Consider the following 24,932-nt stretch of genomic DNA (forward strand, 5'->3'; position numbering starts at 1 on the left):
AGATGTGTATAAGAGACAGGGCTCGTACCGCCATAGCCAGATCATGGGCTGACTCCTGCAAGAAGCTCTTTATCCCCATGGTTGGTTTGGTGATGATATCGACCGCTCCGGCCGCCATTGCCTGCAGGGTGGTTTCAGCTCCTTTTTCGGTCAGAGAGGAGCAGATAACCACTGGGGTAGGGTGCTCTGCCATGATCTTGGTGAGAAAGGTGATGCCATCCATTCGTGGCATCTCCACATCGAGGATGATGACATCGGGCCACTCTTTCTTCAGCTTGTCCTGGGCAAAAATCGGGTCTGAGGCTGTTGCGATAACCTTGATATCTGGCTCCTGCTCCAACACAGCTTGCAAGACCTGTCTGACCACGGCGGAATCATCCACCAGCATGACCCGGATCTGTTTCATTCTCGCGACTCCCGTTGATGTGGCAGACGATGATGGCGAAGCCAGACACTACCGCTATTGAGCTCGAAAATCAGGCTTCGGTGGCCATAGTGGCCAAGATGATGAGCCTTGATATCAAGTCCCAGGTGTTTGGTCAGCTGCCAGGCTGCCTGAATATTTCTGGTGGCGACATTGTTGTCGCTCTGGATGTACTCTGGTGCGTCAAACATGTTGCCCCCTCCAAACAGCTTCACCTCGTACTCATGAATGGGGGCGGGGTACCGGGCAATCGCCTTTAGCAGCAGGGTGATGGCCTCATCGGCATAGCGCCCATCCAGCTCTGTGGTGGGGGTTCCCCGGGTTGGCAACATGTAATGGCACATACCGCCCTGTTTCTGCTCCGGATGCCACAAGGTGATGGCCACGCAGGAGCCAAGGAAGGTTTTTATGTGCACATCTTCCTTGCCAAAGAAGATCTCCCCCGGTTGCAGGATAACCTCCCGTACCATGCCGGTTATCTCTTCTGGTAGATGGAGGGAGAGACAAGCTGCAAACCATGCGGCAAGCCGTGCAGGCTTTCTGCATGGCTGACCAGCAGATAGCCGCCATGTTTCAGCTTGGGCACCAACCGTTGCAATACTTGTGCTTTGGTCTCCTTGTTGAAGTAGATCATGACATTACGGATGAAGATGACGTCAAACATGCCAATGTCGGGCAGTTCCTGATTTAGGTTGATCTGCATGAAACGGACTTTTTCCCGCAGCTTGCGATCGATGATGAAAGTGCCCTCCTGCAGACCGATGCCCTTGAGGCAGTACTTCATCAAAAAAGAGAGCGGTATGTTATGGGCACGTTCTATTGGATAACGTCCGCTCATCGCCTGCTCAAGCACCCGTGATGAGATATCCGAGGCCAGGATCTCCCAGCCGAGCGTGTTTCGCTTCTCTGCCAGGGTCATGGCAAGGCTGTATGGCTCTTCACCAGAGGAGCTGGCGGCACTCCAGATCCTCAATGAGCGATCTGCAGGTATGTGGGTGAGAACCTGCTGGGTCAGAAAATCAAAATGCTTGGGTTCTCTGAAGAAGTAGGTTTCATTGGTCGTGAGCAGATCGAGAGCCAGTTGCAGTTCGCCACTCCTGTCGGCCATGATGAACTGAAAATAATCGTCATAACTTTCCAGCCCGTAGTGACATACCCGCTTTGCCAGCCGACTGGCGACCAGCGCTTTTTTGGCAGGGGACATATCAATCCCCGCCGTCTGATGCAGCCAGCGTTGGAAACGGGAGAATTCGTCATCATGTAACTGGATTTGGTACAAGTGCCTATGCCTCCACCAGAGATATTCAGAAGAGAGGCAATGCCTCTCTTCTCATGGTTAAAACCGGACGAAATCAGAATCATTGAGTGGACGCGGTTGACCGGCTAATCGATCCTGGTTTTTGTTATTCCCCTCGGTAACGAAATGCCCTTTGGTATGGTGATGCGCAGACTTGCCGTTGGCTTTGTTCTCTTTGTGTGGTTCCTCCAGAGTGAAGAACTCCATAGCGAGTTGTAGTTGTTCTGCCTGAGTGCTCATCTCCTCCGCTGTTGCCGCCAGCTCTTCGCTACAGGATGCATTTTGCTGGGTAACCTGGCTGAGCTGGTTCATGGCGAGGTTGATCTGGCTGACGCCGGTTGATTGCTCAGTCGATGCCGCACTGATCTCCTGAACAAGATCCGATGTTTTGTTGATAGAGGGCACCATTTGATCCAGAAGATGCCCAGCTTTCTCTGCCATATCTACACTGCTGGACGCGAGCTCACCAATCTCTTGTGCCGCGATCTGGCTGCGCTCGGCCAGCTTGCGAACTTCAGCTGCAACTACGGCAAAGCCTTTGCCATGATCGCCTGCCCGGGCGGCCTCGATTGCCGCATTGAGTGCCAGCAAGTTGGTTTGATAGGCGATGTCGTCGATGATGCCAATCCGTTTGGCTATCTGCTTCATTGCATCAACGGTAAGTTTGACAGCCTCGCCACCCTCTATCGCCTCTTTCGCGGCCTTGCTGGCCATGCCATCGGTGACTTGGGCGTTGTCGGTGTTCTGGTTGATGCTGGCACTCATCTGTTCTATTGATGCGCTGGTCTCCTCCATGCTGGCTGCTTGTTCACTACTCGACTGGCTGATGGATTGAGCTGTTGCACTAACCTGTTCGGCTGCGCTGGATAAGTTATCCGAGGCACTTCTCACCTCTGTCACAATATTGGTCAGGGAGGCAATGGTTTGGTTGAGAGCATCCTTGGTGGTACCGAATATGCCGGGGTAATCGGCTTCAATGTGCTGGGTCAGGTCTCCTTTAGCCAAAGACTGAACTATCCGGATGACATCGCTTAGCGTGCTGTCGATTACTTCGGCAATCTGATTGATCCCTTCCCCCATAGTTTGGAAAAATCCGCTCTTTCCTGCCAGATCCATGCGGTGGTGCAGTTCGCCGTTGATGACAGCTTGCACGAGATCAGACATCTCTCTCTCGATGGTCACCTCCTTGGTTCTGTCTGCCCATTCGACAACGGCACCAAGCCGTTCGCCATTGTCATTGAAGACCGGATTGGCAATCAGGGCGAAGGTGCGTCCACCGAGCTTAATTTGGGTACGATAGGTGCTGCTCAATTTGGCCAGCATGGCGCGCTGGTGGCCGGGATGCTTGTGAAAGCTGTCGATGTTTGCCCCCATCAGCTGATTGGCATTGAAGCTGTATAGCTCTTTTTTGATATCAGATTCAGCCGTATTGAGCATTTCGGTCACGGCTTCGTTCATGTAGATGATGTCGAAATTGGTATCGGCGATCATCACATTGGTCGTGGCGCAATCGAGAGCTTTGCGAACCAGCCGATTTTCATGGAGGAGCCTCTGGTTGTTATGAAGCTCTTCTCTGTAGCTCTCCAGCTTCTCATTCATCAGAGTGACAAGTTCATTGATGCTGTGGCCAGTCTCTAGTTGTGAACCATCAAATCCGGAGAGATCGAGCGGGTGGAGTGACGCATCATCGATTAGTGCTTGCTGGAGCCTTTTGATAGATGCCAGTAGTTGGGCATGCTTGAGCGTTTCTGCTGCACTGCTGCCGAAGAGCTTGCCAAAGAGTGATTGAGTCATGAGCGTGTCCTTGTGCTGCATGTCATGTTATGGGGGCCGTTTCAGGAAAGTTGCAGGTTACTCTGCGATAAACGCGCCTGCGGCTGGGTTATTTCGTTGAGCTGGGCCATCTCTTCCAGTGACAGAACTTTTTCGGTGTCGATCAGAATGACGAACTTGCCATTTACCTTGCCCATTCCGCTGATGAAGTCAGCTCTGATTTTTGCGCCAAAACTGGGGGGCGGTTCGATGTCGGATGGTGGGATGCCTAGTACTTCAGATACCGAATCGACTACAACCCCTATATCCTGGCCAGCAGGCTCATCGCCTTGCGGTGGCATTCCTTCAATGATGACGATGCAGCTTCGGCGCGTAATGGTGGAGGGAGCAGAGCCAAAACGGGCACTCAGATCCACGACAGATACTACGGATCCCCTCAGATTTATCACCCCGCGGATAAAGCTCGGCATCATGGGAATGGGAGTAATGTTGCCGTATTCGATGATCTCTTTGACTCCCAAAATATTGATGGCAAACATCTCGTTGTTAATCAGAAAAGTCAGGTACTGGGCATCGCCTGATTGTTCGCTCAATGTTGCCGGTGGCAGCCTGATATCGGTTGAACTGTTCATGCGGTCCTCCGGTTAAAAGTGAACAAAATCAGCTTCATTCAAGGATGAAGATGAGGGCTGATGCGGCTGAACAACCCGTTGTGGTGGGGCAATAAAGCTTCCTCTGGGAGGAGATGCTTTATGGCTTTTATGGCTCTGCTCATACTGACTGATGTTGGTTTGCGCATTTTTCTCCAACGAGAAAAAGGACATAGTCTGCTGCAGTTCACTTGCCTGCGAGCTCATCTCTTCCGCTGTGGCTGCCAACTCTTCGCTGCTGGCCGCATTTTGCTGTGTTACCTGATTAAGTTGACTCATCGCCAGACTGATTTGGTTGGCTGCACTGGCTTGTTCAGAGGAGGCCGCATTAATTTCCTGAACCAGATCGGATGTTTTGCGGATCGAGGGGACAATTTTCTCAAGCAAACTGCCAGCGCACTCTGCCTTGCTGACGCTGTCGGAAGATAGCTCACCAATCTCCTGCGCGGCGACCTGGCTACGTTCAGCAAGTTTTCGAACTTCAGCCGCGACCACAGCAAAACCTTTACCATGTTCGCCGGCGCGAGCTGCTTCGATGGCTGCGTTCAGTGCCAGCAGGTTAGTTTGATAGGCAATATCATCGATAATGCTGACTTTCTTGGCTATTTGCTGCATGGCAGCCACTGTTTGCTGAACAGAACGCCCACCTTCGGTTGCCTCTTTTACCGAGTTGCTGGCCATGCTGTCGGTGATTTTGGCATTCTCTGTGTTCTGATTGATGCTGGCACTCATCTGCTCGATGGATGCACTTGTCTCCTCCACGCTGGCTGCTTGTTCACTGGTTGCCTGGCTTAGGGCTTGTGCTGTGTTGCTCACCTGGTTGGATGCATTGGTGAGGTTATCTGCGGCGTTGCGTACCTCTTCAATGATGTGTGTCAGTGCCACAATGGTTTGGTTCAAGCCATCTTTTGTCTGACCAAAAATCCCGGGGTAGGGCTCGTCAATGCGTTGTGTCAGGTCTCCCTTGGAGAGAGAGGTTGCAATGCGCATCACATCCTCAAGGCTGGTATCCGTGACATGAGATAAGCGGTTCAATAGTTCTGATACACGCTTGATATAGCCCTGGCGATCCTCCAGTGAAATTTTATGGCTGAAATCCCCTTGCTCAACGGCGGCGGTAACCAGAGTCTCTATGTCGGTGATCAGTGCTCCCAGCGTTTTGACCATATTGTCCATGGCGAGCAGCAACTGTCCTGCTTCGTCATTTGATTCAACCTTGATAGACACATCCAGGTTGCCTGCAGCCAGACTGTTGGCCACATGCAGTGCTTGTTCAATCGGGGCAATGATGCTTTTGATCAGCATGGCTCCCAACCAGGCAGCGAGGATCATGCCTGCAGCGACAACGCTGGCCATGGTGATGAGCATGATGTGGTACCAAGATTGGGCCGCAGTGTATTCTGCTTTGGCTACATCGAGTTGCAGGGTTACCAGCTCGGTTATCTTGTTACCTATGGGGTCTATTGAGTTGTACAGAGCCCCGTCGAAGTTGCTGAGCATGCCAGAGAGCGTGCCATGCTGGGTTGCCAGATATTTTTCCAGCTTGCCAATGTCTTGGTTGGCTGCATTAAACAGGCTTGTGACTTCGGCAGATAGACGCTGCTCTTCCCTGGTAAGAGTGGTTGATTGATATTGTTGCCATACATCCTTGATTTCTTTTTGCGCTTGCTGAATCTGGGTCAGAGCCTCTTCTGCCGGGATCAGACCTGCATTGGCTTTATTGACGTTGTCGATGATCGAGACGGCGTAGCGATCAGAGATAGTTTTCAGTTGTTTGAGTGGAACCACCCGGTCGTTGTAGACCCGTTGCAACCCTGTATTGCTGCTTTGCATATTATATAAGCCAAGGCTGCCAACTCCGAGCAGCAGTGTGCAAAGCAGGCAAAGCAGAACAATGAGGCGTAATTTTATGGTGGAGTTTTTAAACATATGTGACTCCTCAGTTGATGCTGATTTGGGTTTGGATTGATGGGGGATTGAATCGGCTAAATTGTCCTGATTCTTGGTTTATTGCGTGCTGAATAAGCGATGGAATATCGAGGATAAGAGCAATTTCTCCTCCTCCCAAAATGGTTGAACCGCTTATTCCCTGTAGCCGCTGGAATAATTTACCCAGAGGTTTGATGACAGTTTGAAATTCTCCCAGCAGCTCATCGACTACCAGTCCAGATTTTTTCCCTGCATAACTCACAACGACAATATTCTCACGACGTCCCCTGATGCCCTGGGTATCAAAGTAGTGCTGAAGGCGAATGAATGGCAGCACTTCACCTCGCAAGTTGATGTAATTTCGTCCTTGTGTATCGGCCAGAGCGTTTGGTGTTAATTCTACGCACTCGATCACCATATCCAGCGGGATCACATAATGGGTATCGCAGACCCTGACCAGAAAACCGTCGATGATGGCGAGTGTCAGCGGAAGGCGGATTTGCACTCTGGTGCCCTTGCCTGGAATGCTGTCGAGCTCAACTGTGCCCCTCAATGCCGTAATGTTGCGTTTGACTACATCCATACCGACGCCGCGGCCGGAGAGATTGGTAATTGCTTCGGCAGTGGAGAAGCCGGGCTCGAAGATGAGTTGGTAAATCTCCTGGTCTGTCAGCGTACTGGTGCTACTGATCAAACCGCGTTGAATGGCTTTTTGCTGGATCCTTGCCTTATTGAGGCCAGCACCATCATCCCTGATCTCGATAACGATGCTGTTAGAGTCGTGGTAGGCGTTGAGGTTCAACGTTCCTTTGGACGGTTTGCCTGCAAGTAGGCGTCGCTCGGCTGATTCGATACCATGATCCATCGCATTTCTGACCAGATGCATGAGCGGGTCGCCGATCTTCTCTACGACGGATTTGTCCAGCTCGGTTTCTGCTCCTGATATTACCAGGGTGATTTCTTTGTTTAGCTCCTGACTTACATCTCGTACAACTCGTTGAAAGCGGTTGAAGGTATCACCAATGGGGACCATTCTCAGGCGCAATGCGTTATCGCGGATCTCTTCCACCAGCATGGCGATTACCGATGTGGCTTCCTGTAGCTGGGCTTCCCTGATGCGCTGTGCGAGCAAGTTTGCCCCTGAACTGGCGACTACCAACTCCCCAACCAGATTGATCAGGTCATCCAGCTTGTCGGCATGTACCCTGACGTAGCGTCCCTCCTTGTTTTTACTCTCTTTGGTCTGGTTTTGTTTTTTCAGTGCTGCATCGACAACGGCTTCATTGACAGCGCCTTGTGCGATAAGGATTTCACCAAGCTTGGGCGCGGTTTCATTGGATGTTGCTTGCTGGGTTTGTAGTCCAGCGGCCAGCTCTTCTGCAGTCAGGGCACCGGTGTTGACCAGCAGTTGCCCCAGCATGGCGTTATCTTCCGGCAGCGATTCAATGAGATTGATGAACTCGGTGATCTTGCTGTGGGGTGGGAGAATGACAATCTGGCAGTCATCTCTGACAAATTCAAAGACGTCGCTGATGGCAGCCTTATCTGCTTGCGAGTCAAAATCAATTTCGTAACCGAGATAGCAATTTTCCGGATCAAATTGCTCCCAATCCGGTATGGCCTGGTGAATGGTCTCCAGTGCACTGATAGTTCCGAGCGTGCAGAGATAGCGGAGAAAGGCCGCAGGATCCATGCCGTTTCGTAGCACGTCCGGACCAAAGCGCAGAGAGATATGCCATAGCGATGCTGAGCAGGTGACAGCTCCCTCTTTTTCTATTTTGGCTTCGGGAGTGGGCACCGTATCTGGCAACGTGGCTTGCGGTACGCATTGGTAACGGGTGAGAGCGAGCCGCAAGCGCTGATCCTGCATTTCGTCGCTATCGCTCAATGCTGAGCCCTGTTCGGCCACGACGCTGATGAGTAGCTGGATGTGGTCACAACTCTCCAGCAGATCCTTTATCAAGGGAGAGGTGACAGCAAGTTGCTGGTTTCTTATCTGGTCGAGCAGATCCTCTACGATGTGGGTAAACCCGACAATCGGTTGCAGCCCAAACAGCCCTGCGGAGCCTTTGATGGTGTGAGCCGCTCGGAAGATGGCACCTATCAGTTCGCCATTATTTGGCTCACCTTCCAGTGAGAGTAGAGCGGATTCCATCTCTTCGAGTAGATCACGCGCCTCGGCAATATAGGTTTGTAAAGCCTGATCAAGATCGATACTCACAGTGACTCCTTGTCATGGTGGCTCAGGGCCGCTCGTCATGAGTGATGAGAGTTGGATCGCCAAAGAATCCGGATAATTGGCAAAGTTCCAGAAGTTCCAGCACGACGTTGCTATGCCAGACCAGCGAGAGGGGGTAACCCTGTTGCTGTGCACTTTTTTTGGCTGCGATCAGCAGTTGGAGTCCCGCACTATCTATCTCGGCAATATTTGCCAGATTGAGTTCCAGTTCCCGTCCTTGATAGAGCAAGGGGGTGAGTGCCTCTTTGATTTCGCCCACTGTGTATATGGTGAGCTCGTCAGGTAGAGTGACCACTGTCTTGTTATCCAGCATCTCGCTTTGCAATGTCATATGAGCTCCGGGATCATGGCATGATCAGTTTGGATACCGCGGAGAGCATCTGTTCCGGCTGGAACGGTTTGACTACCCATGCTTTGGCGCCTGCAGCCTGGCCTTCTTGCTTTTTGCTATCCTGCGACTCAGTCGTCAGCATGATGACGGGAGTGAATTTGTAGCTGGCCAGCTTTTTCGCCTCTTTGACAAAGGTGATGCCATCCATGTTGGGCATGTTGACGTCGCTGATGATCAGGTTGATCTTCTTGCCGTCGAGTTTTTTGAGCGCGTCCTTGCCATCACAAGCCTCCATTACTTCATAACCGGCGCCTTTGAGCGTCATGCCTACGACTTGGCGAATGGTTGCCGAGTCATCCACGATCAGGATCGTTTTGCCCATATATCTCTCCTAGAAAAATGTGATGTCAGCGCTGCTTGTTTGCGCTTGGACTGTACGGGGAGTGCGACCATGGTGAATATTGCGTTGCTCATCGGTTGCGTATGAGAGCTCCATATCAGCCAACCACCGGTTGGCATCGATCTGGATAGGTCCCGATAGCTGGTTGTTTTGCTCCGATTGCAGGTGGTTCGAGAGGTTCTCCATATTTTTCCGGATATGGCTCAGGATCTGGCTAACCCTGTCCTGAAATTGCAGTGAGACAATAACGCTGGAGATCTCGCGATGGATTTCGGTGCTTTCGTTTTGCAGTAAAGACGCTGACTCAGCCAGACTGTTGGTGGCATGGCGAAAGCGGCTCAGCACCTGCTCGATGGTTTGCTCGGAATTGAGGGCCGAGGCGTGATCCCGTGCCGCGGCATTTTCTGCAATCTGAAATGCACGGCTGATCCCTGTGTTGATGGTGTCGACTTTATCCGTCATTTTTTGGGCTGTTTCGCTCGAGAGGCGTGACAGGTTGCGCACTTCATCCGCTACCACGGCAAAACCACGTCCGGCTTCACCAGCCCGTGCTGCTTCAATGGCTGCGTTGAGTGCCAGAAGGTTGGTCTGGGAGGCAATCTTGGCAACATCCATCGCCATGACATTGAGTTCGATAGTGTAGGTTGTCAGGCTCTTTATCTCGGCCAGCATGGCATCCCGATTGGCTTGCGCCGAGTGCAAGATGGCCACGACTTCATTGAGCTGTTGTTGGCTTTCGCTCAGAACTCCTGCCATGCCCCGAGAGTTGGCATCTCCCAGTTCCCCCGCAGCAAGATGAGAGGCATTGACGGCTTCTTCCAGCTTGGTGGCCAATCCGCTGAAGCGTTGAGTCAGATCGATCATGGCCTCTTCGGTCTGTTGGCGAGAGTTTTCAATCTGTTTTGACCAGATGGGGAGAACTTTTTCACATACCTGTTCGAGGCCAGCGATGGAGTTGGCATGTACGCTGTTATCCATGGCCGCGGAATCAGCTGTGCGAGTTTGCTGGTGGTGCAACTGCTGATGGAAATGGCGAGATGTCCAGAGAGAGGCCCCGCAGGAGAAGAGCACGGTAACAAGCAGGTAAATGAGCGAAAGGGCGCCGGCAAGCTGTAATAGCAGGCAGCTCAGCACGCCAAGACCAATACCGCAGAACCAGCAAACCGGTTCCCAAAGCGGTGTGTTTACGCCACTTTTTGGTTGTGTCATTTGAAGTTTTATCCCAGTGCAAAATTTTTTGGGGTTCAAGAGCCGATGGTTTTAATGTGAGTGTCTCTTGAATCTCTTTCTTTATTTATAGTTGTCACAATAAGGGTAGCGTAAAAAAAATACTTGGCTGCAAATTGGTCTGTTATGGCTGGTAGCCAGAGGTACTGTTAAGGGGACAAGAACAGGAGTAGGGTGAGCTGGATAAAAAAAGAGCCTGCAGTTGCAGGCTCTTTTGCTGAAAGTGGTAGCTGTCAGGCTTCGTTGGCGTGGGCTTTCTGACACCCTTCCACTGCATGGGCGATGAGCTCCAGCGCGCTTTTGTCGCAGGGCGGCAGTTCAGCCTCGCACTTGTTGATAGGGGTAACACGATCACCCCACTTGATGATGGCGGCACCCCAGGTCAGGCCGGCACCGAAGGCGGCGGTCAGCAGATAGGAGTTTGGCTGGACGCGGCCCTGCTCCAGCGCTTCGCACAGGGCGATGGGCACAGTGGCGGCCGAGGTGTTGCCGTAGTTTTCGATGTTGACCATCACCTTATCCATCGGCGCATTCATCCGCTTGGCGAGGGTTTCGATGATGCGGATATTGGCCTGATGGGGGACGATCAGGTCGATCTGCTCGGGGGTCACTCCCGCCTGAGACAAAACGGTAGCAGTCGCTTCGCCCATACCGCGCACTGCACGCTTGAAGATCTCCTGACCTTCGAAGTTGAAGGTGAACAGACCGTCGATATCGGCAAAGCGCACCCGATCGGTGCCGAAGTTCGGAACGTGCAGGATCTCCCGCGCTTCGCTGTCACAGCCCAGCTTGTTGGCGATCAGGCCACACTCCTGTTCGCTTGCCTCGATCACCACGGCACCGGCTCCGTCGCCAAACAGTACCGCGGTATCACGACGGGCCCAGTCCAGCAGGTAGGTGAGGCGCTCGGCGCCGATCACCAGCACCTTCTTCATCATGCCGGTCTGTACCAGCGAGGTAGCGACCGAGAGGGAGTAGACGAAACCGGTGCAGGCGGCGTTGAGGTCGAACACGGCGGCATTGACGGCCCCGAGCTTCTTCTGCACCGCAGAGGCGGCGCTTGGCAGCAGGTTGTCCGGAGTGGCGGTAGCCAGGATGATGCCATCGAGGTCGCTCGCTTCGAGACCAGCACAGGCCAGCGCGCGACGGCCAGCCAGAGTCGCCAGGTCTGAGGTACTGACATGGGAGACCCGACGCTGCTTGATGCCGGTACGGGGATAGATCCACTCATCTGACGTATCCATGATGGTGCTTAGGTCGTCATTGGTCAGCACGGAGGGGGGCAGGCATTTTCCCCAGCCTGTGATATTGGCGTATTTCATCTTGTTACCGCTTCTCAAAGTGGAGCGCCCCGCGGGCGGAAAATCGTGCAATTATGCCGCACGAGACAACCACTGTCATCTTGTGGTCATGGTTATGTGCCGGGCAAGTGGCTGCGCCATCTGGCCGCAAAGGGTCGCAACGTGCTGAACATGGCAGGAAATTTTGCTTAAAACACGGGACTCGTCTGCCCTAAGATAGGCGTTTCGCCACCGATGAGGGTATCTCTTTGCTCAGAGCCAATCTCAACCTGCTGCCCACCCTCAAGGTGCTGCTGGAGATCCGCAATATCAGCCGCGCCGCCGAGCTGCTGCACCTGAGTCAGCCCTCCATCAGCAAGCAGCTTGCCCAGTTGCGCAGCGAGTTTGACGACGAGCTGCTGGTGCGGGAGGGGCAACGTTGGCTGCTGACGCCACGGGCCGAACTGTTGTCCTCCCAGCTGGCGGATTCTCTCGGTGCGCTGGAGCGGCTCTATGAGGCGCCCGGATTTGACCCGAGCCGCTGCGAGCGGGTATTTCGACTCGCCTCTTCTGATTATGTGGCCCAGCATATCCTGCCCGATATCTGCGCCGCGCTTGCCAAAGAGGCGCCGTTGGCGGCGCTGGAGTACAGCCTGTGGGACAAACGTCAGCTGCCGCAACTGTGGCAGTCCGAGCTTGATCTGGTCTCCACCATCACCGAACAGGTGCCGGATCAGATCCGCGGCCTGCATCAGGGGGAAGATCGGCTGGCGGTATTGATGGGACGTCATCACCCGCTGGCGGGCAAGGCGCTGAGTCTCGATGACTATCTCGCCTGGCCTCACTTGCAGGTGAGTGGGGGAGGCGACAAGGACAGTCCGGTTGAGCAGGTGTTGGCGCCGCAGGGACTGAGTCGGCGCTGGTTTGCCCGAGTCCCATTCTTCCAGGCCGCAGTGGAGGTGTTGCTGCGCACGGATTGTCTGATGACAACCCCGGCCCATATCGCCTGGCAGCTCTCCTGCGGCCATGATCTCACCTTTGTCGATCTGCCATTTGCTACCCGCGACCAGCAGTATCATCTGCTGTGGCATCAGCGCCACCATCAGGATCCGGCCCACCGCTGGTTTCGCGAGCTGGCCTACCCATTCCTGCGGGATCACCTGCAACGTACCGTCGGCGAAAGTCGCAAGCTGCTCGATCTCGGCGGTTAGCCGCAGTCAGTTGTGTGGTGCCATAGCCATTGGTTATGGAATCTATTCATAACTTTCACTACTGGCATAATGGCTCAGCCCGTACCCTGAATGCAGGTCATCATATCGAGCATATAAAGAGGAAATGCATGGAACTGACGAGTTGGCTGGCACTGGCCGCAATCTGCGTGATGGGGGCCATCAGCCCGGGGCCGAGTCTGGCTCTGATCATCCGCAACACCGTGCAGGGCGGGCAGGGGCACGGCGTTGCCACCGCGCTTGGCCACGGCCTCGGGGTTGGTATCTATGCGCTGGTTACCGCGCTTGGCCTCTCGCTCCTGATCACCCAGACCCCGATCCTGTTTGATCTGATCCGCTACGGCGGTGCTGCGTTTCTCGCCTGGCTCGGGGTGAAAGCCCTGCTGGCAAAACCAACCAGTGGTGAAGCGAGTGAAGAGGTGCACCAGTTGCGCGGTCGGCAAGGGGCCTTTGAAGGTTTTATGGTGGCCTTCCTCAATCCCCAGCTGGCGGTCTTCTTCATCGCCCTGTTCAGCCAGTTTGTGCGGGCCGATACCGGCTGGAGCGAAGGGGGCATCATGATGCTCACCGCTGGCGGGATCGATGCAGTCTGGTACGTGCTGGTGGCGCTGGTGCTATCCCGCGGGCCGGTGCTGGCGTGGCTTAAAGCTAAATCCTTTGTGATCGATAAAGTGAGCGGGCTGGTGCTGCTCGGGCTGGCACTCAAGGTGGTTATGTAATCCTGCATTTCGCAGATACCTTAAGCGGGATCAAGGCATGTGGGTGGTGAATGGGCTAGAGTAGCGCCCATTTGCTGTCCGCCCTGATCCCGAGACCATGCACCAGAACAAGCACCCGTTAAGCCACAACAACCGGTTGGAGCTGCTGGCTCCGGCCAAGAACCTCGCCTACGGCATCGAAGCCATCAACCATGGCGCCGATGCCGTCTACATGGGCGGCCCTGCCTTTGGCGCCCGCAGCGCTGCGGGCAACACCATCGAAGATATCGAAGCGCTGGCGCGCCACGCCCATCGCTTCGGAGCCCAGGTCTTTGTCGCCTTCAACACCCTGCTGCACGATCACGAGCTGGAACAGGCCCGGCGCCTGACCCACCAAATTTATGAAGCCGGTGCCGATGCGCTCATCGTCCAGGATATGGGGCTGCTGGCGCTGGATTTGCCTCCCATCGCGCTCCATGCCAGTACCCAGACCGACAACCGCACGCCGGAGAAGGTGAAGTTTCTGCAGGATGTGGGCTTCTCTCAGGTGGTTCTGGCGCGCGAACTGTCGTTGGCGCAGATCCGCGAGATCAGTGCGGCGACCAATGTGCAGCTGGAGTTTTTTATCCACGGCGCGCTCTGCGTCTCCTACAGCGGCCAGTGTAACATCAGCCATGCCCGTACCGGTCGCAGCGCCAACCGCGGTGAGTGTGCCCAGCTCTGCCGTCTGCCCTGCTCGCTGCAAAAGCCGGATGGCGAAGTGCTGGTGGCCGACAGCCACCTGTTGTCCCTCAAGGATATGGATCAGACCGACAACCTGGAGGCCTTGATCGAGGCGGGGATCCGCTCCTTCAAGATCGAGGGGCGACTCAAGGGGCTCGACTACGTCAAAAACGTCACAGCCTGGTATCGGCAGAAGCTGGACGCCATTCTGGATAGCCGCTCCGATTTGGTGGCTGCCTCTGCTGGCCGTTGCAGCTACAGCTTCACGCCTGACCCCAAGAAGAGTTTCAACCGCGGCAGCACCGATTACTTCCTCCATGGACGTCATCAGGGTATCGACTCCACCAGGAGCCCGAAATATGTGGGCGAGCCGCTGGGGCGGGTCACCAAGGTGACCCGTGACGGCATCAAGATAGACGGCAAACAGGTCACCCTCAACAACGGCGACGGTCTGGGCTTCTTCAAGCCGAATAACGAGCTGGTGGGGATGCGCCTCAACAAAGTCGAAGGTAAGCAGTTACTCCTGTCAGAACGCATGCCGGGGCTGAAGGTGGGGACAGAAATCTACCGCAACCACGATCAGGCGTTCAGCAAGATGCTGGAGAAGGCGAGCGCGGATCGCCGTATCCGGGTCGATATGGTGCTGGCAGAGTGCGATGAGGGCGTGAGCCTCACGCTCACCGACGAGCAGGGCATCAGCGCCATGGTGACGCTGTCTTGCGATAAACAGCCTGCCGACAATCCGGAGCGGGCGCTGCAACAGGCGCGCGACCAGCTTGGTAAACTCGGCAATACCCTGTTTGTGGCGCGCAAGATTGAGTTGGGATTCACTCACCCGCTATTTATCGCCGCATCACAGCTCAACGGCTTGCGCCGGGATGGCATCGCTGCGCTGGAGGCCGCACGCGTGGCGAGCTACCAGCGCCCCGAGCGACGCATCGCCCTGCGGGATATCAACTATCCCCAGCACCGTCTCTCCTACCTTGGCAACGTGCTGAACAGCGCCGCCGAGCAGTTCTTCCGCGAACACGGGGTGGAGCGCATTGCCCCCGCCTATGAGGCGAACAAGGAGGAGCGGGAAGTGGTGCTGATGATCACCAAGCACTGTATCCGTTACAGCCAGAACCTCTGTCCGAACGAGGTGCACGGTCTCAAGGCCGAGCCGCTGGAGCTCAAGATGGGTAAAGATACCTTCCGCCTGCGCTTTGACTGCAACCGCTGCGAGATGCATGTGATGGGCAGTTTGAAGAAGTAATTGCCGGAGCGCGGCTCTGTTAAGTCAGAGCAGGCTGGGAAGTAATGAAAAAGCCCCGGAGCATGGCTCCGGGGCTTTTGTTTGGCAATTATGGTTGGAACTGTTCGGTCTCTTCCCGGCCCGGAATGGCGCCTTTGCACACCTATTCGTTGAATAAGATTAATTGGGTAACTACGTTATCACCTATTTTAAGTAATACATTCATTCCCAATACAATATCAAAATTTAATAAAGTCAGTATATAGATGTAAGGTTTGGCTCCATCATTGTATTTTTAAAAATTTATTTTTAAATCAGCCAGTGTGCTTACTCTGATATTCTTATTTTGAGTCGGGCCTTTATTGTTAAGGCGCTGTTGGTAATTTCATTCATAAAATAATATTGTCACCGGTGTTTATACAATGGCTATTTTTGTCGGCACTATATTAAAAGTAATGCAATGGAAGTTGGTCGTAATCAAGTTTGACCGTTCGGACGGGAAAATAAACTCAATTTCAATTGGTTATACATTCATGTCGAGGTAATGGTTTGATGTTGTATTGCTGCTGAAAAATGACCGTGGTGCTGCGAACATCATTAATTGGCATTGTTTTAAGTTCTGTCTCGTTGTCATGGCATATGAAAGGCAGATAGTGGTATGAGCCATTTATGCAATTTTGCTCACATGAATCTGTCTGGTTTGCAGGTAGAATGTGCGAGCTGGCACTAACGATAAACACAACATAAAGTGAGAAACAACTCATGACAATTCCAATGAAGACGACCCTCACGCTGAGCTCGGTAGCCGTATTGCTGTTGCTCTCCGGTTGCAATAGCGATAATGGAAAAGCCGCCCCCGGAGATGTCAATCTGCGTCTGATCGAGACCTCCGATATTCACTCCAATCTGCTTGGTTTTGACTACTACCAGAACAAGGTCGACCACTCTTTCGGGCTCTCCCGTACCGCGCTGTTGATTCATAAAGCCCGTGAGGAAAATGGCAACAACCTGCTGATCGATAATGGCGACCTGATCCAGGGCACACCGTTGTCGGATTACGTGTTTGCGCAATACAAGGGCAATCCGGATTACCTGAAAAAGCTGGGGCATCCCGCCATCAATGCGCTCAACCAGTTGCAATATGATGTCGGCAACCTCGGTAACCACGAGTTCAACTATGGCCTAGACTATCTGGCCGATGCGCTGTCGGGGGCCAATTATCCGGTCTTGAATGCCAACGTGTTCGATGCCCGCGATTTCAAACGCGATAGCAATGGCAAGATCGACTGGAGTGCCATGCCCAACCGCTTCAAGCCTTATGTGCTGCTCGACCGTCAGGTAAAGGACGTCAATGGCAACGTGCAGACGGTCAAGGTAGGGGTACTGGGGGTGAATCCACCCCAGATCATGCAGTGGGATCGCCGTAATCTGGAAGGCAAGGTCATCGTAGCCGATATGGTCGAGACGGCTGAGCACTACATCCCCGAGATGCGTGCCAAAGGGGCCGACCTGGTGGTTGTAGTGGCTCACACCGGTATCACGGGGACGCCGCAGGAGCCCTTTATGGAGAACGCCGCGGTTTATCTGGCGCAGGTGAAAGGGGTTGACGCTCTGTTGCTGGGCCATGCCCACAAGGCTTTCCCGGGCGAGTATCCGGATGTCGCTCAGGTCGATAATGCCCAGGGCCGGATTGCCGGCGTGCCTGCTGTAATGCCGGGGGTTGCGGGTAACCATCTTGGGGTTATCGACCTCAAACTGACTCGGAAGGATGGCCGCTGGCAGGTGGCTTCCAGTCACTCGGAAGTGCGGCTGGTCGACAAGAGCATGGATGTGCCGGGAGATAGTCAAATCGAGGCGCTGGTCGACAAAACTCATGATGCGACCAATCAGTGGCTGGCCGACCCCATCAGCGAAATCGCCAAGCCCATCTACAGCTTCTTCTCGGTGGTGCAGGACGATGCCTCCCTCCAGATCGTGAGCGATGCCCAGAAGTGGCATATTGATCAAGTTAAGGCGGATTGTCTGAGCCATAACGGCGTGAACTGTGCCCTCAATGAGGATCTGCCGGTTCTGTCTGCGGTGGCGCCGTTCCGTGGTGGCCGCAACGGCCCGAACGATTTTACCTGGGTAGCGGCAGGCAAGATCTCCCTGCGCAACGTGGCGGATCTCTATGTCTTCCCCAACACCCTGCAAGTAACCAAAGTTAACGGTGCAACGGTGCAAGAGTGGCTGGAGAAGAGCGTCAGCCAGTACAACCAGATCGTCCCCGATGCCAGCAAGGCGCAGTGGCTGGTGGTCGATGACTTCCGCCCCTATAACTTCGACATGATCAAAGGGGTGCAATACAAGATTGATATCACCCAGCCAGCCCGTTATGACCAGGATGGTAAGCAGATCAGCGATAAGCACAGGATCACCGAGCTCACCTATCAGGGCAAACCGATCGACCTGAAGCAGAACTTCTATGTGGTCACCAACAACTATCGCGGCAGCGGTGGCGGCGATTTCCCGGGCATCGACAGCAAAGCGGTAGTGCATGAAGATCCCATGGAGACCCGCGAAGTGCTCTCTGCTTACGTCAAGGAGATGGCCAAGCTACATCCGGAAGGGTTTGAGCAGAAAGTGGATAACAACTGGAGCCTTGCTGCGTTGCCGGCCGGTGCCAAGGTGTACTTCTACTCCTCAACCAACCCGGAAACTGAAAAACTGGCGGGGAGCAAGCTGAAGCGAGTCGAAGGGGTCAAGCCGAATGATCCCAAGTTCGTCAACCACGCGATCTATCAGCTGGTTGAATAGGCTGCGAGCGGTGCATCGCCATGAGTGATGCATGGTTGTTATGGCAGAACCCTTATGCCCCCGCTTCGGGGGCATATTTTTTCTCGACCCGATTGGGTGGAGGTGGTTGATATCCCTCTTCGGTCGGCCTGCGCACTATTGCGCTGTGGCTAGCTCCCTCTCTTGCTTCTCCAGCGCCAGCAGCACCTTTTTAATCTCCAATCCCCCCGCATAGCCGGTCAGGCTGCCGTTTTGGCCGATTACCCGGTGGCAGGGGACGATGATCGAGAGCGGATTGCGGCCATTCGCGGCGCCCACAGCCCGCACCGCATCCGGTTTGCCGATAGCGCGGGCAATATCGCTGTAGCTGCGGGTTTCGCCATAGGGGATGTCGCACAGCGCTTGCCACACCGCCTGCTGAAAGGCGGTGCCACGGGCGGCAAGGGGCAGGGAGAAACGCTGCAAGCGACCGGCAAAATAGGCGTCAAACTCGGCGAGGAAGGGGGCCAGCGCTGCGGGGTCTTGCAGCCAGCCGCTCATATCGGGCAGTGTCCGCAGGCCCGCCACAAAATCCACATGCACCAGACCATGCTCGTTGATGGCAACCAGCAGATCGCCGCAGCGGGTCGGCAGAATATCGTAGCGGATCATGGGGTTATCTCCTGTTGTTAGTTATCCGGCTGGTTTTCGTTGCCAGTGGCACGGAGCAGCAAATCGGGCGCTTCGCTCATGGCATGCCACAGCCAGCTGGCCGCATAGCTGCGCCACGGCTGCCATGTGGCGCTTTGCGCCAACACATCCTTCACCGGCAGCTTGGCACCGCCTCCGAGTGCCTTTTGCAGTACCAGATCGGAGGCGGGGAAAGCATCGGTATCGAGCCCGCAGCGCAGACGCCAGTAAGCGACCGTCCAGGGACCTATGCCCGGTAGCGCCAGCAACTGGTCGTCACTGGCTGTAGTGAGGGTCAGCTCGCCGCTGGCCAGTGCCTGCGCCACGCCCCGCAGGGTGCGAATGCGGCTGCCGGGCATGCCGATGCCGTCGAGATCGAGTTCGCACAACTGGGCAGGGGTCGGTAGTTGCGCCACCCCGAATTGGGCCTCGGTGCGCGCCACCAGTCGCCCGAGTATGGTGATGGCTCCCTTGACCGAGACCTGCTGGCCGACGATGGCGCGCAGCATCACTTCGTACTCGTCCCAACCACCCGGCAGCCGTACGCCGGGCCAGCGCGCTTGCAAACGGGCCAGTAGCGGATCCCGACCGAGCAGATTACCGATGCGCTGCATGTCGGCATCGAGATCCCACATCCGGCGCACCCGATAGAGCAGATCAGGTAGCGCGGCGAGCGGCAGATCATGGACAGTGAGCAGCAGGCTGTGCCCCTTGCCCTGCGCGATGAGCACCAGCGCGACCTGATCACCGACCCGGTAGCGCCGCTCATACACCTCACCATCTACCCGCTCCAGCCCTGGGATCGCCCGCAGCCGGTAGAACGCCAGCATGGCCGCCACGTCATATGGGGGGCGGTAGGGCAGTTGCAGCGTCAGGGTCGCGCCGCGCGGCTGCCCACTTATGTGTTCTGGCGCGTTACCGTGTGCCTCTTGTTGGCGCAGGGTACGCGGGGCCAGTCCATAGGCGTTGAGCCAGGCGTCATTGAAGCGGCGGATGCTGGCAAAACCGGCGGCAAACGCGATATCTGTGATGGGGAGCCGGGTCTCGGTCAGCAGCCGTTTCGCCAGCAACAGGCGGCGCGTCTGCTCTACCTGCTTTGGTGAGGCGCCAAGGTATGCCTCGAACTGGCGCCGTAGCGTGCGCTCACTGATACCGGCTTCTGCCGCCAGTTCGGCGAGCGTGCTGTCTGCCAGCTCGCCGCGATCGATACGCGCCAGCAGCCGTGCAAGCTCAACCGGCAGATCGCCACGGGCAGCAGGCGCCAGCTCAGGGCGGCAGCGCAGACAGGGGCGCAGGCCATACTGCTCGGCGGCAGCGGCGCTCGGGAAGTAACGCACGTTGTGCTCGTGCGGCGGACGTGCCGGACAGACCGGTCGGCAGTAGATGCCGGTCGAGATGACGCCGGTAAAGAAGCGGCCATCGAATCGCGCGTCGCGGGCGAGCCGTGCGGCGTGGCACTGCTCGCGACTGAGGGCGTTGATCTGGTGATCCTGTGGCTGGTCACACTCGTGTTGCGGCGTCATGGCATGGCTCTCTTGCTGTTGAGTGCCGGGTATTTGCTGATGCGGCACAAAAGGGATGAGTGAGAGACTAAGCAGGATCGCGGGGGATGACTAGCCAGAAACGGACAAGGATAGTAATTAAGTTTGCATGGAATGTGCGCTGAAAAAGGTGAAGGTCGTGCGCAACTGTGCGAAGGTGGATGAGCCTTCATCACCGAGGATTGCACTATGCCAGGTCCCGCCCGTGCCGGCGCCCTGATCTACGCCAGGGAACCGGGCTTGCTGAGCCACTTTTACCGAACCTTGCTGCAGATGGAGATCCGCAGTCAGAGCGAGCAGCTGATCGTGCTGGAGAGCGCCGACATCCAGCTGCTTGTACATGCCATCCCCGAGCCCTATATCGGACAGGTCGTTGTCACGACGCCACCGGCGCTGCGTGAGCAGGGGGCCATCAAGCTCTTCTTTACCGTGCCAAGCCTTGCGTGGGCGGAGGCGAAAGCGGCGGATCTTGGTGGCGGCCTGCTGCCGCAGCAGTGGTCCGGGCCCGGTTTCGTGGTGCGCAATGCGTTTGACCCGGAGGGCAATATCTTGCAACTGCGCGAGTTTTTGAACGCGCAGGATCCGCTCTGACACGGATCGTTTACCAATAAAAAAACGGGGCCAGTCATGGCCCCGTCATGTTTTACCCGTCTTGCACGGATCACTTCAGATAGCGCTGTTCCAGATGCTGGCGCAGCCAGTGCGGGTTCAGCGCCTCGCCGGTAGCGCGGCTGATCAGCTCATCCGTGCTGTAGCGGCTGCCTTGCGACCAGATGTGGCGGCCGAGCCAGGCGAAGATCTCCGGCAGGCGGCCCGTCGCGATCACCTCACTCATGCTGCCGAGTTCTTTCTCCAGCGCAAAGCGCAGCTGCGCGGCATACATGGCGCCGAGCGTGTAGCTCGGGAAGTAGCCGAACGAACCGTCAGTCCAGTGGATATCCTGCATGCAGCCATTGCGGTAGTTACCCCTGGTGGAGAGTCCCAGCCACTGCTGCATCTTCGCATCCCACAGTTCGGGGATATCTGCTACTTCGATCCGCCCTTCTATCAGGTCGCGCTCCAGTTCGTAGCGCAGGATGACGTGGGCAGGATAGGTCACCTCATCTGCATCGACCCGGATAAAACCGGGTTCGACCCGGCTGTAGAGTCTGGCGAGATTGGTCGGGCTCAGGGCCTGCTGATCGCCGAAATGGGCGCGAATATGGGGCGCCAGCAACGAGAGGAAAGCGGGATCGTGGCCGAGCTGCATCTCGCAAAACAGGCTCTGGCTCTCATGAATCGCCATGGAGCGCGCCTCGGCAACCGGCTGCCCCGACAGCTGGCGTGGCAAGCTCTGCTCGTAACGGGCGTGGCCAGTCTCATGGACTATGCCCATCAGGCTAGAGATAAACTCCTGCTCGTTGTATCTGGTGGTGATGCGCACATCGGTCGGTACACCGCCGCAGAAGGGGTGACTGCTCACATCAAGCCGGCCATGGGCGAAGTCAAAACCGAGCAGCCCCATCACCTCCTGACAGAGCGCCTGCTGGGCGGCGATGGGGAAGGGGCCTTGCGGCAGCAGTACGGACTCTTCCTTTTGCCGCTCGCTGACCTGCTGGATAAGGGGCGGCAGCCAGCTGGCGAGATCGCCGAAGATCTGATCCAGCCGCTCGCTGGTCATGCCCGGCTCATAGAGTGCCAGCATGGCGTCGTAGGGGCGCACGCCGAGCTTGTCTGCCCGCAAACGTGCCACCTCTCGGGAGAGCTTCACCACCTCTTCGAGATTGGGGGCAAAACCGGCCCAGTCGTTGTTTTTGCGCTGGCTGCGCCAGGCGTGCTCGCACTTGCTGCCGGCGAGCGACAGCGCCTCGACCAGCTCGCCGGGCAGCAGGCTGGCATCCTGCCACTGGCGCTTGATTTCGCGCAGGTTGGCGTGCTGCACTTCATCCAGCTGCTCGCTCTCTGCCTTGGCAATCCAGTCGCCAAGTTCGGGGGCGGTGCGCTTGTGGTGGATGATGAGGCCGAGCTCGGCCAACGCTTCGGCACGCGCCTCATTGCCCCCTTCCGGCATCATGGCGGCGCGATCCCAGCCACAGATGGCGGAGAGGTGGTTGAGGCGGTGCAGCTGTTGCTGGTGCTGTTCAAGTTTCTGGTATGACATGGTGTTGTCCTTGTGATCGTCCCTGACGGGCGCCCGGGATCAGCCGAGGCGCTTCTGGTGGCGTTCGCGGTTTTCCGCTTTCTTGCGCTCGCTCTTGCGCAGCAGCACATAGAGGGCGCCGCTGCCGCCGTGGCGGCGCTCGGCGCTGTGGATGGCCATCACCGCCGGCAACTGCGGCAGCCAGGCGCTGACATAGCTTTTCAGCAGGGCGCGCGGCGTGCTGCGCTCCCCCTTGCCGTGCAGGATCAGCAGGCAGCGGATATCGCGCTGCTCGCAATCGGTGATGAACTGCACCAGCGTCTGACGCGCTTCATTGAGCGTCTTCTGGTGCAAGTCCAGGCTTGCCTGCAGCTCGTACTTGCCGAGCCGCAGCTTCTTGTAGACCCCTTCTTGTACGCCATCGCGCTTGAAGCCGGTGATCTCGTGCGGATCGAGCATCTCGATTGCCTCCATGGTGAGGTGATCGAGCGCCAGCTGCTCGGCTGTGGCGGCCTGACGGCGGGCCAGCTGGGCTTCTGTCGGGGTGGATTTCACCCCCTGGGGATGGATATTGTCGCTGCGAATGGGCCTGACATCGGCCACTTCATTCAGAAAAAGCGAGAGTTCGTCGCTATGTGACACGGCAGGCTCCCCATATGAAACAAAGTGGGGGCCATTATAGCGGTGCGAGCCGATCCGCAAAACGATCGTCCGGTTCAATCGCGCAGGGAGGGATGAACCGGGGGGCGGAGACGAAACAGGCGGCCAGTTGCTGCCGCCTGTGGGGTTACTTCTCTGCTTTGGGTGGTTGCGAGTGCATCACCTTGTAGATGAAGTAGGCCGCGTAAGAGCTGATCAGGATGAAGGTGCCGATAATCACCATCATCGACATCAAGCCCACGCTGTTGCCAAACATCAGATCCAGCCAAAAGTCCATTTCATTGCTCCTGTCACCCGGTGGATGACAGGCATCATAAATACCCCTTTATCTGCAGGGAGATGATCCCGATCAACTCCCAATGAGATTGTTTTATGACCAACCGCAAACTGTGATAAATCTCACTCGAATCCTTATTTGGTGCTTTGCAGCACGGTGGGCGTGGTCAGCAGAGTGACGTGCCACCCCTGCTGCTCCAGCAGCGCCAGCAGTCCCTGCTCGCCATAAAGATGCAGCGCGCCGATCACAATAAAGCTCTCGTTGGGCAGGGTCTGCCACTTGGCCAGCCAGTTGTGGTTGCGTTCGGCCAGGAGGGTTTGCTCCATCCAGCTCTGCAGGGCGGGCGGTGCCATCTCCTCCTTGAGCAGATTGATCAGGGTTGCCTCGTCCCCTTGTTGCCACGCCTTCATCACGGCGGCGAAGCCGGTGTCGAGCATTGGCAGTTCGTCGAGGGTGCTGGAGAGCATCAGGGTCTGATTGTCACCCACGCTGGCAAGATAGCCGAGCTGCTCCAGCAGAGTCTCGAAGCCCACCACGGGTTTGCCCTCTTTGGCGGCCAGTGCGGCAAAGTGTTGATCGATCCCGAGCTCGCTTTTGAAGTCGGAGCGGGCCATGGCGGCCTGAGTCAGGGTGATGGCAACAAACCAGGGGCGCAGCGGGGCGAGCGCAGCTTCATTGAGGCCAAGACGCGCGCCAGCCATCAGGGTGCGCTGGTAGAGCTCGGCAGGCAGATGCTCCTTGAGTGCCTTGCCATCTACCAGGCGGGTGAGAGAGCCCATCTCTTGCCACTGTTCCTGCGTGATGCTGTTCATGTCGACCTCCATCACCAGTGCGCGGCTCTGCAGCCAGGCCCGTTCGACCGGATCCGGTAGCGGATAGAGGGAGGGCTTGCCCGCATGAATGGAGCCCAGCAGCCAGTGTTGCTGGTTGCCCTTGCTGATTTTGTAGAAGGCGGGATCGGCAAAGGCGCTGAGCGGCAGCAGCAGGCAGAGCAGAAAGGCAAACAGGGAGCGCTGGAATTTCATGGTGATCCTTATCCGGGCTGGTGACTTCTTTTCATCGCAGGAGACTCTATGATAAGTGCTCATTTCTGATAGCCAAGAGGTTTGCCATGCCCCATCTTCGTTTTCGCGCCGTTTCACTCGATACTCTCAAGGAGATCAGCGCGCCGCTGCTTGCGGATCTCTGTGCCCTGACCGGTGGCAAGCCGGAATTCGTCACCATGGAGCGGGTCGAGAGCCACCGGGTTCGTGACGGTGAGCTGGAGTCCGGTTTTCCGTTTGTCGAGCTGCACTGGTTTGCCAGGCCGCAGGAGATTCAGGATGCGGCGGCTGACCTTATCACCCGCCATCTGAAGGCGGCGCTGGGGGAACAGACCTATGTGGTGGTGCAGGTTTTCCCCATCGATAAAAGCGCCTACTACAGCAATGGCGAGCACTATTGAGCGAGGCGACTCA

At 56.2% G+C, this 24,932-nt stretch carries 22 protein-coding genes; 6 read left to right on the plus strand and 16 right to left on the minus strand.

The annotated features are described in order from the left end of the window. Window positions 1–402: 402 nt before the first annotated feature. The 10 genes from cheD to AACR93_RS22230 form a co-directional block, all read right to left on the minus strand. Window positions 403–894 (minus strand): chemoreceptor glutamine deamidase CheD, encoded by a 492-nt coding sequence (gene cheD / locus AACR93_RS22185; RefSeq protein ID WP_043852000.1) that lies wholly within the window; start codon window positions 892–894, stop codon window positions 403–405. A 5-nt stretch (window positions 895–899) separates the two neighbouring features. Next, window positions 900–1,703: a CheR family methyltransferase gene (locus AACR93_RS22190; RefSeq protein WP_043852001.1), complete on the minus strand. Its 804-nt coding sequence runs from the start codon at window positions 1,701–1,703 to the stop codon at window positions 900–902. A 57-nt stretch (window positions 1,704–1,760) separates the two neighbouring features. Next, window positions 1,761–3,515 (minus strand): methyl-accepting chemotaxis protein, encoded by a 1,755-nt coding sequence (locus tag AACR93_RS22195; RefSeq protein WP_043852002.1) that lies wholly within the window; start codon window positions 3,513–3,515, stop codon window positions 1,761–1,763. A gap of 41 nt (window positions 3,516–3,556) precedes the next feature. Then, window positions 3,557–4,126 carry a chemotaxis protein CheW gene (locus tag AACR93_RS22200; protein ID WP_043852003.1) on the minus strand — a complete coding sequence of 190 codons (570 nt, stop codon included), beginning with the start codon at window positions 4,124–4,126 and terminating at the stop codon, window positions 3,557–3,559. 12 nt (window positions 4,127–4,138) lie between these two features. Beyond that, window positions 4,139–6,073 carry a HAMP domain-containing methyl-accepting chemotaxis protein gene (locus AACR93_RS22205; protein ID WP_043852004.1) on the minus strand — a complete coding sequence of 645 codons (1,935 nt, stop codon included), beginning with the start codon at window positions 6,071–6,073 and terminating at the stop codon, window positions 4,139–4,141. Between the two features lie 10 nt (window positions 6,074–6,083). Then, a complete protein-coding gene (locus tag AACR93_RS22210) occupies window positions 6,084–8,294 on the minus strand; it encodes a chemotaxis protein CheA (protein WP_043852005.1) in 2,211 nt (736 codons plus the stop codon). Between the two features lie 22 nt (window positions 8,295–8,316). Continuing rightward, complete coding sequence (locus AACR93_RS22215; RefSeq protein WP_043852006.1) at window positions 8,317–8,643, minus strand: STAS domain-containing protein; 327 nt, start codon at window positions 8,641–8,643, stop codon at window positions 8,317–8,319. A gap of 13 nt (window positions 8,644–8,656) precedes the next feature. Continuing rightward, window positions 8,657–9,025, minus strand: coding sequence for a response regulator (locus AACR93_RS22220; protein ID WP_033114172.1), 369 nt, complete (start codon window positions 9,023–9,025; stop codon window positions 8,657–8,659). A 9-nt stretch (window positions 9,026–9,034) separates the two neighbouring features. Then, window positions 9,035–10,252 carry a methyl-accepting chemotaxis protein gene (locus tag AACR93_RS22225; RefSeq protein WP_043852007.1) on the minus strand — a complete coding sequence of 406 codons (1,218 nt, stop codon included), beginning with the start codon at window positions 10,250–10,252 and terminating at the stop codon, window positions 9,035–9,037. Between the two features lie 251 nt (window positions 10,253–10,503). Continuing rightward, window positions 10,504–11,592: a ketoacyl-ACP synthase III gene (locus tag AACR93_RS22230; RefSeq protein WP_043852008.1), complete on the minus strand. Its 1,089-nt coding sequence runs from the start codon at window positions 11,590–11,592 to the stop codon at window positions 10,504–10,506. A gap of 227 nt (window positions 11,593–11,819) precedes the next feature. Between AACR93_RS22230 and AACR93_RS22235 the strand changes: the two genes are divergently transcribed. The 4 genes from AACR93_RS22235 (at window position 11,820) to AACR93_RS22250 (ending at window position 18,230) form a co-directional block, all read left to right on the plus strand. Continuing rightward, window positions 11,820–12,761, plus strand: a complete 942-nt coding sequence (locus AACR93_RS22235; RefSeq protein ID WP_043852009.1) for a LysR family transcriptional regulator — start codon at window positions 11,820–11,822, stop codon at window positions 12,759–12,761. Window positions 12,762–12,889: 128 nt separating this feature from the next. Further along, the gene (locus AACR93_RS22240) at window positions 12,890–13,498 is read left to right on the plus strand and encodes a LysE family translocator (RefSeq protein WP_043852010.1); all 609 of its coding nucleotides are present in this window, start codon (window positions 12,890–12,892) and stop codon (window positions 13,496–13,498) included. A 97-nt stretch (window positions 13,499–13,595) separates the two neighbouring features. Then, complete coding sequence (locus AACR93_RS22245; protein ID WP_043852011.1) at window positions 13,596–15,455, plus strand: peptidase U32 family protein; 1,860 nt, start codon at window positions 13,596–13,598, stop codon at window positions 15,453–15,455. A 753-nt stretch (window positions 15,456–16,208) separates the two neighbouring features. Then, entirely contained in the window at window positions 16,209–18,230 is a 2,022-nt protein-coding gene (locus tag AACR93_RS22250; protein WP_043852012.1) for a bifunctional 2',3'-cyclic-nucleotide 2'-phosphodiesterase/3'-nucleotidase, read from the plus strand. A 135-nt stretch (window positions 18,231–18,365) separates the two neighbouring features. Here the strand turns inward: AACR93_RS22250 and AACR93_RS22255 are convergent, their stop codons facing one another. Further along, entirely contained in the window at window positions 18,366–18,860 is a 495-nt protein-coding gene (locus AACR93_RS22255) for a methylated-DNA--[protein]-cysteine S-methyltransferase (protein ID WP_043852013.1), read from the minus strand. Between the two features lie 17 nt (window positions 18,861–18,877). Next, on the minus strand, window positions 18,878–20,401 hold the full coding sequence (locus tag AACR93_RS22260) for an AlkA N-terminal domain-containing protein (RefSeq protein WP_043852014.1): 1,524 nt from the start codon (window positions 20,399–20,401) through the stop codon (window positions 18,878–18,880). Between the two features lie 207 nt (window positions 20,402–20,608). Here AACR93_RS22260 and AACR93_RS22265 point away from each other — a divergent pair, with 207 nt between their 5' ends. Next, a complete protein-coding gene (locus tag AACR93_RS22265; RefSeq protein ID WP_043852015.1) occupies window positions 20,609–21,010 on the plus strand; it encodes a VOC family protein in 402 nt (133 codons plus the stop codon). A gap of 70 nt (window positions 21,011–21,080) precedes the next feature. On the opposite strand, the gene AACR93_RS22270 is transcribed toward AACR93_RS22265, so the two are convergent. The 4 genes from AACR93_RS22270 to AACR93_RS22285 all read right to left on the minus strand — a co-directional run bounded on the left by AACR93_RS22270 (window position 21,081) and on the right by AACR93_RS22285 (window position 24,500). Beyond that, window positions 21,081–22,559 carry a carboxypeptidase M32 gene (locus AACR93_RS22270; protein ID WP_043852016.1) on the minus strand — a complete coding sequence of 493 codons (1,479 nt, stop codon included), beginning with the start codon at window positions 22,557–22,559 and terminating at the stop codon, window positions 21,081–21,083. A gap of 39 nt (window positions 22,560–22,598) precedes the next feature. Then, entirely contained in the window at window positions 22,599–23,180 is a 582-nt protein-coding gene (gene smrA, locus AACR93_RS22275; protein ID WP_043852017.1) for a DNA endonuclease SmrA, read from the minus strand. A gap of 145 nt (window positions 23,181–23,325) precedes the next feature. Continuing rightward, the gene (locus AACR93_RS22280) at window positions 23,326–23,475 is read right to left on the minus strand and encodes a DUF3149 domain-containing protein (RefSeq protein ID WP_071912328.1); all 150 of its coding nucleotides are present in this window, start codon (window positions 23,473–23,475) and stop codon (window positions 23,326–23,328) included. A gap of 134 nt (window positions 23,476–23,609) precedes the next feature. After that, window positions 23,610–24,500: a TraB/GumN family protein gene (locus AACR93_RS22285; RefSeq protein ID WP_043852018.1), complete on the minus strand. Its 891-nt coding sequence runs from the start codon at window positions 24,498–24,500 to the stop codon at window positions 23,610–23,612. An 86-nt stretch (window positions 24,501–24,586) separates the two neighbouring features. Between AACR93_RS22285 and AACR93_RS22290 the strand changes: the two genes are divergently transcribed. Next, window positions 24,587–24,919, plus strand: coding sequence for a DUF1904 family protein (locus tag AACR93_RS22290; RefSeq protein ID WP_043852019.1), 333 nt, complete (start codon window positions 24,587–24,589; stop codon window positions 24,917–24,919). Window positions 24,920–24,932 lie beyond the last annotated feature (13 nt).

The sequence above is a fragment of the Aeromonas sp. L_1B5_3 genome (assembly GCF_963866575.1).
GTDB classification, from domain to species: domain Bacteria; phylum Pseudomonadota; class Gammaproteobacteria; order Enterobacterales; family Aeromonadaceae; genus Aeromonas; species Aeromonas jandaei.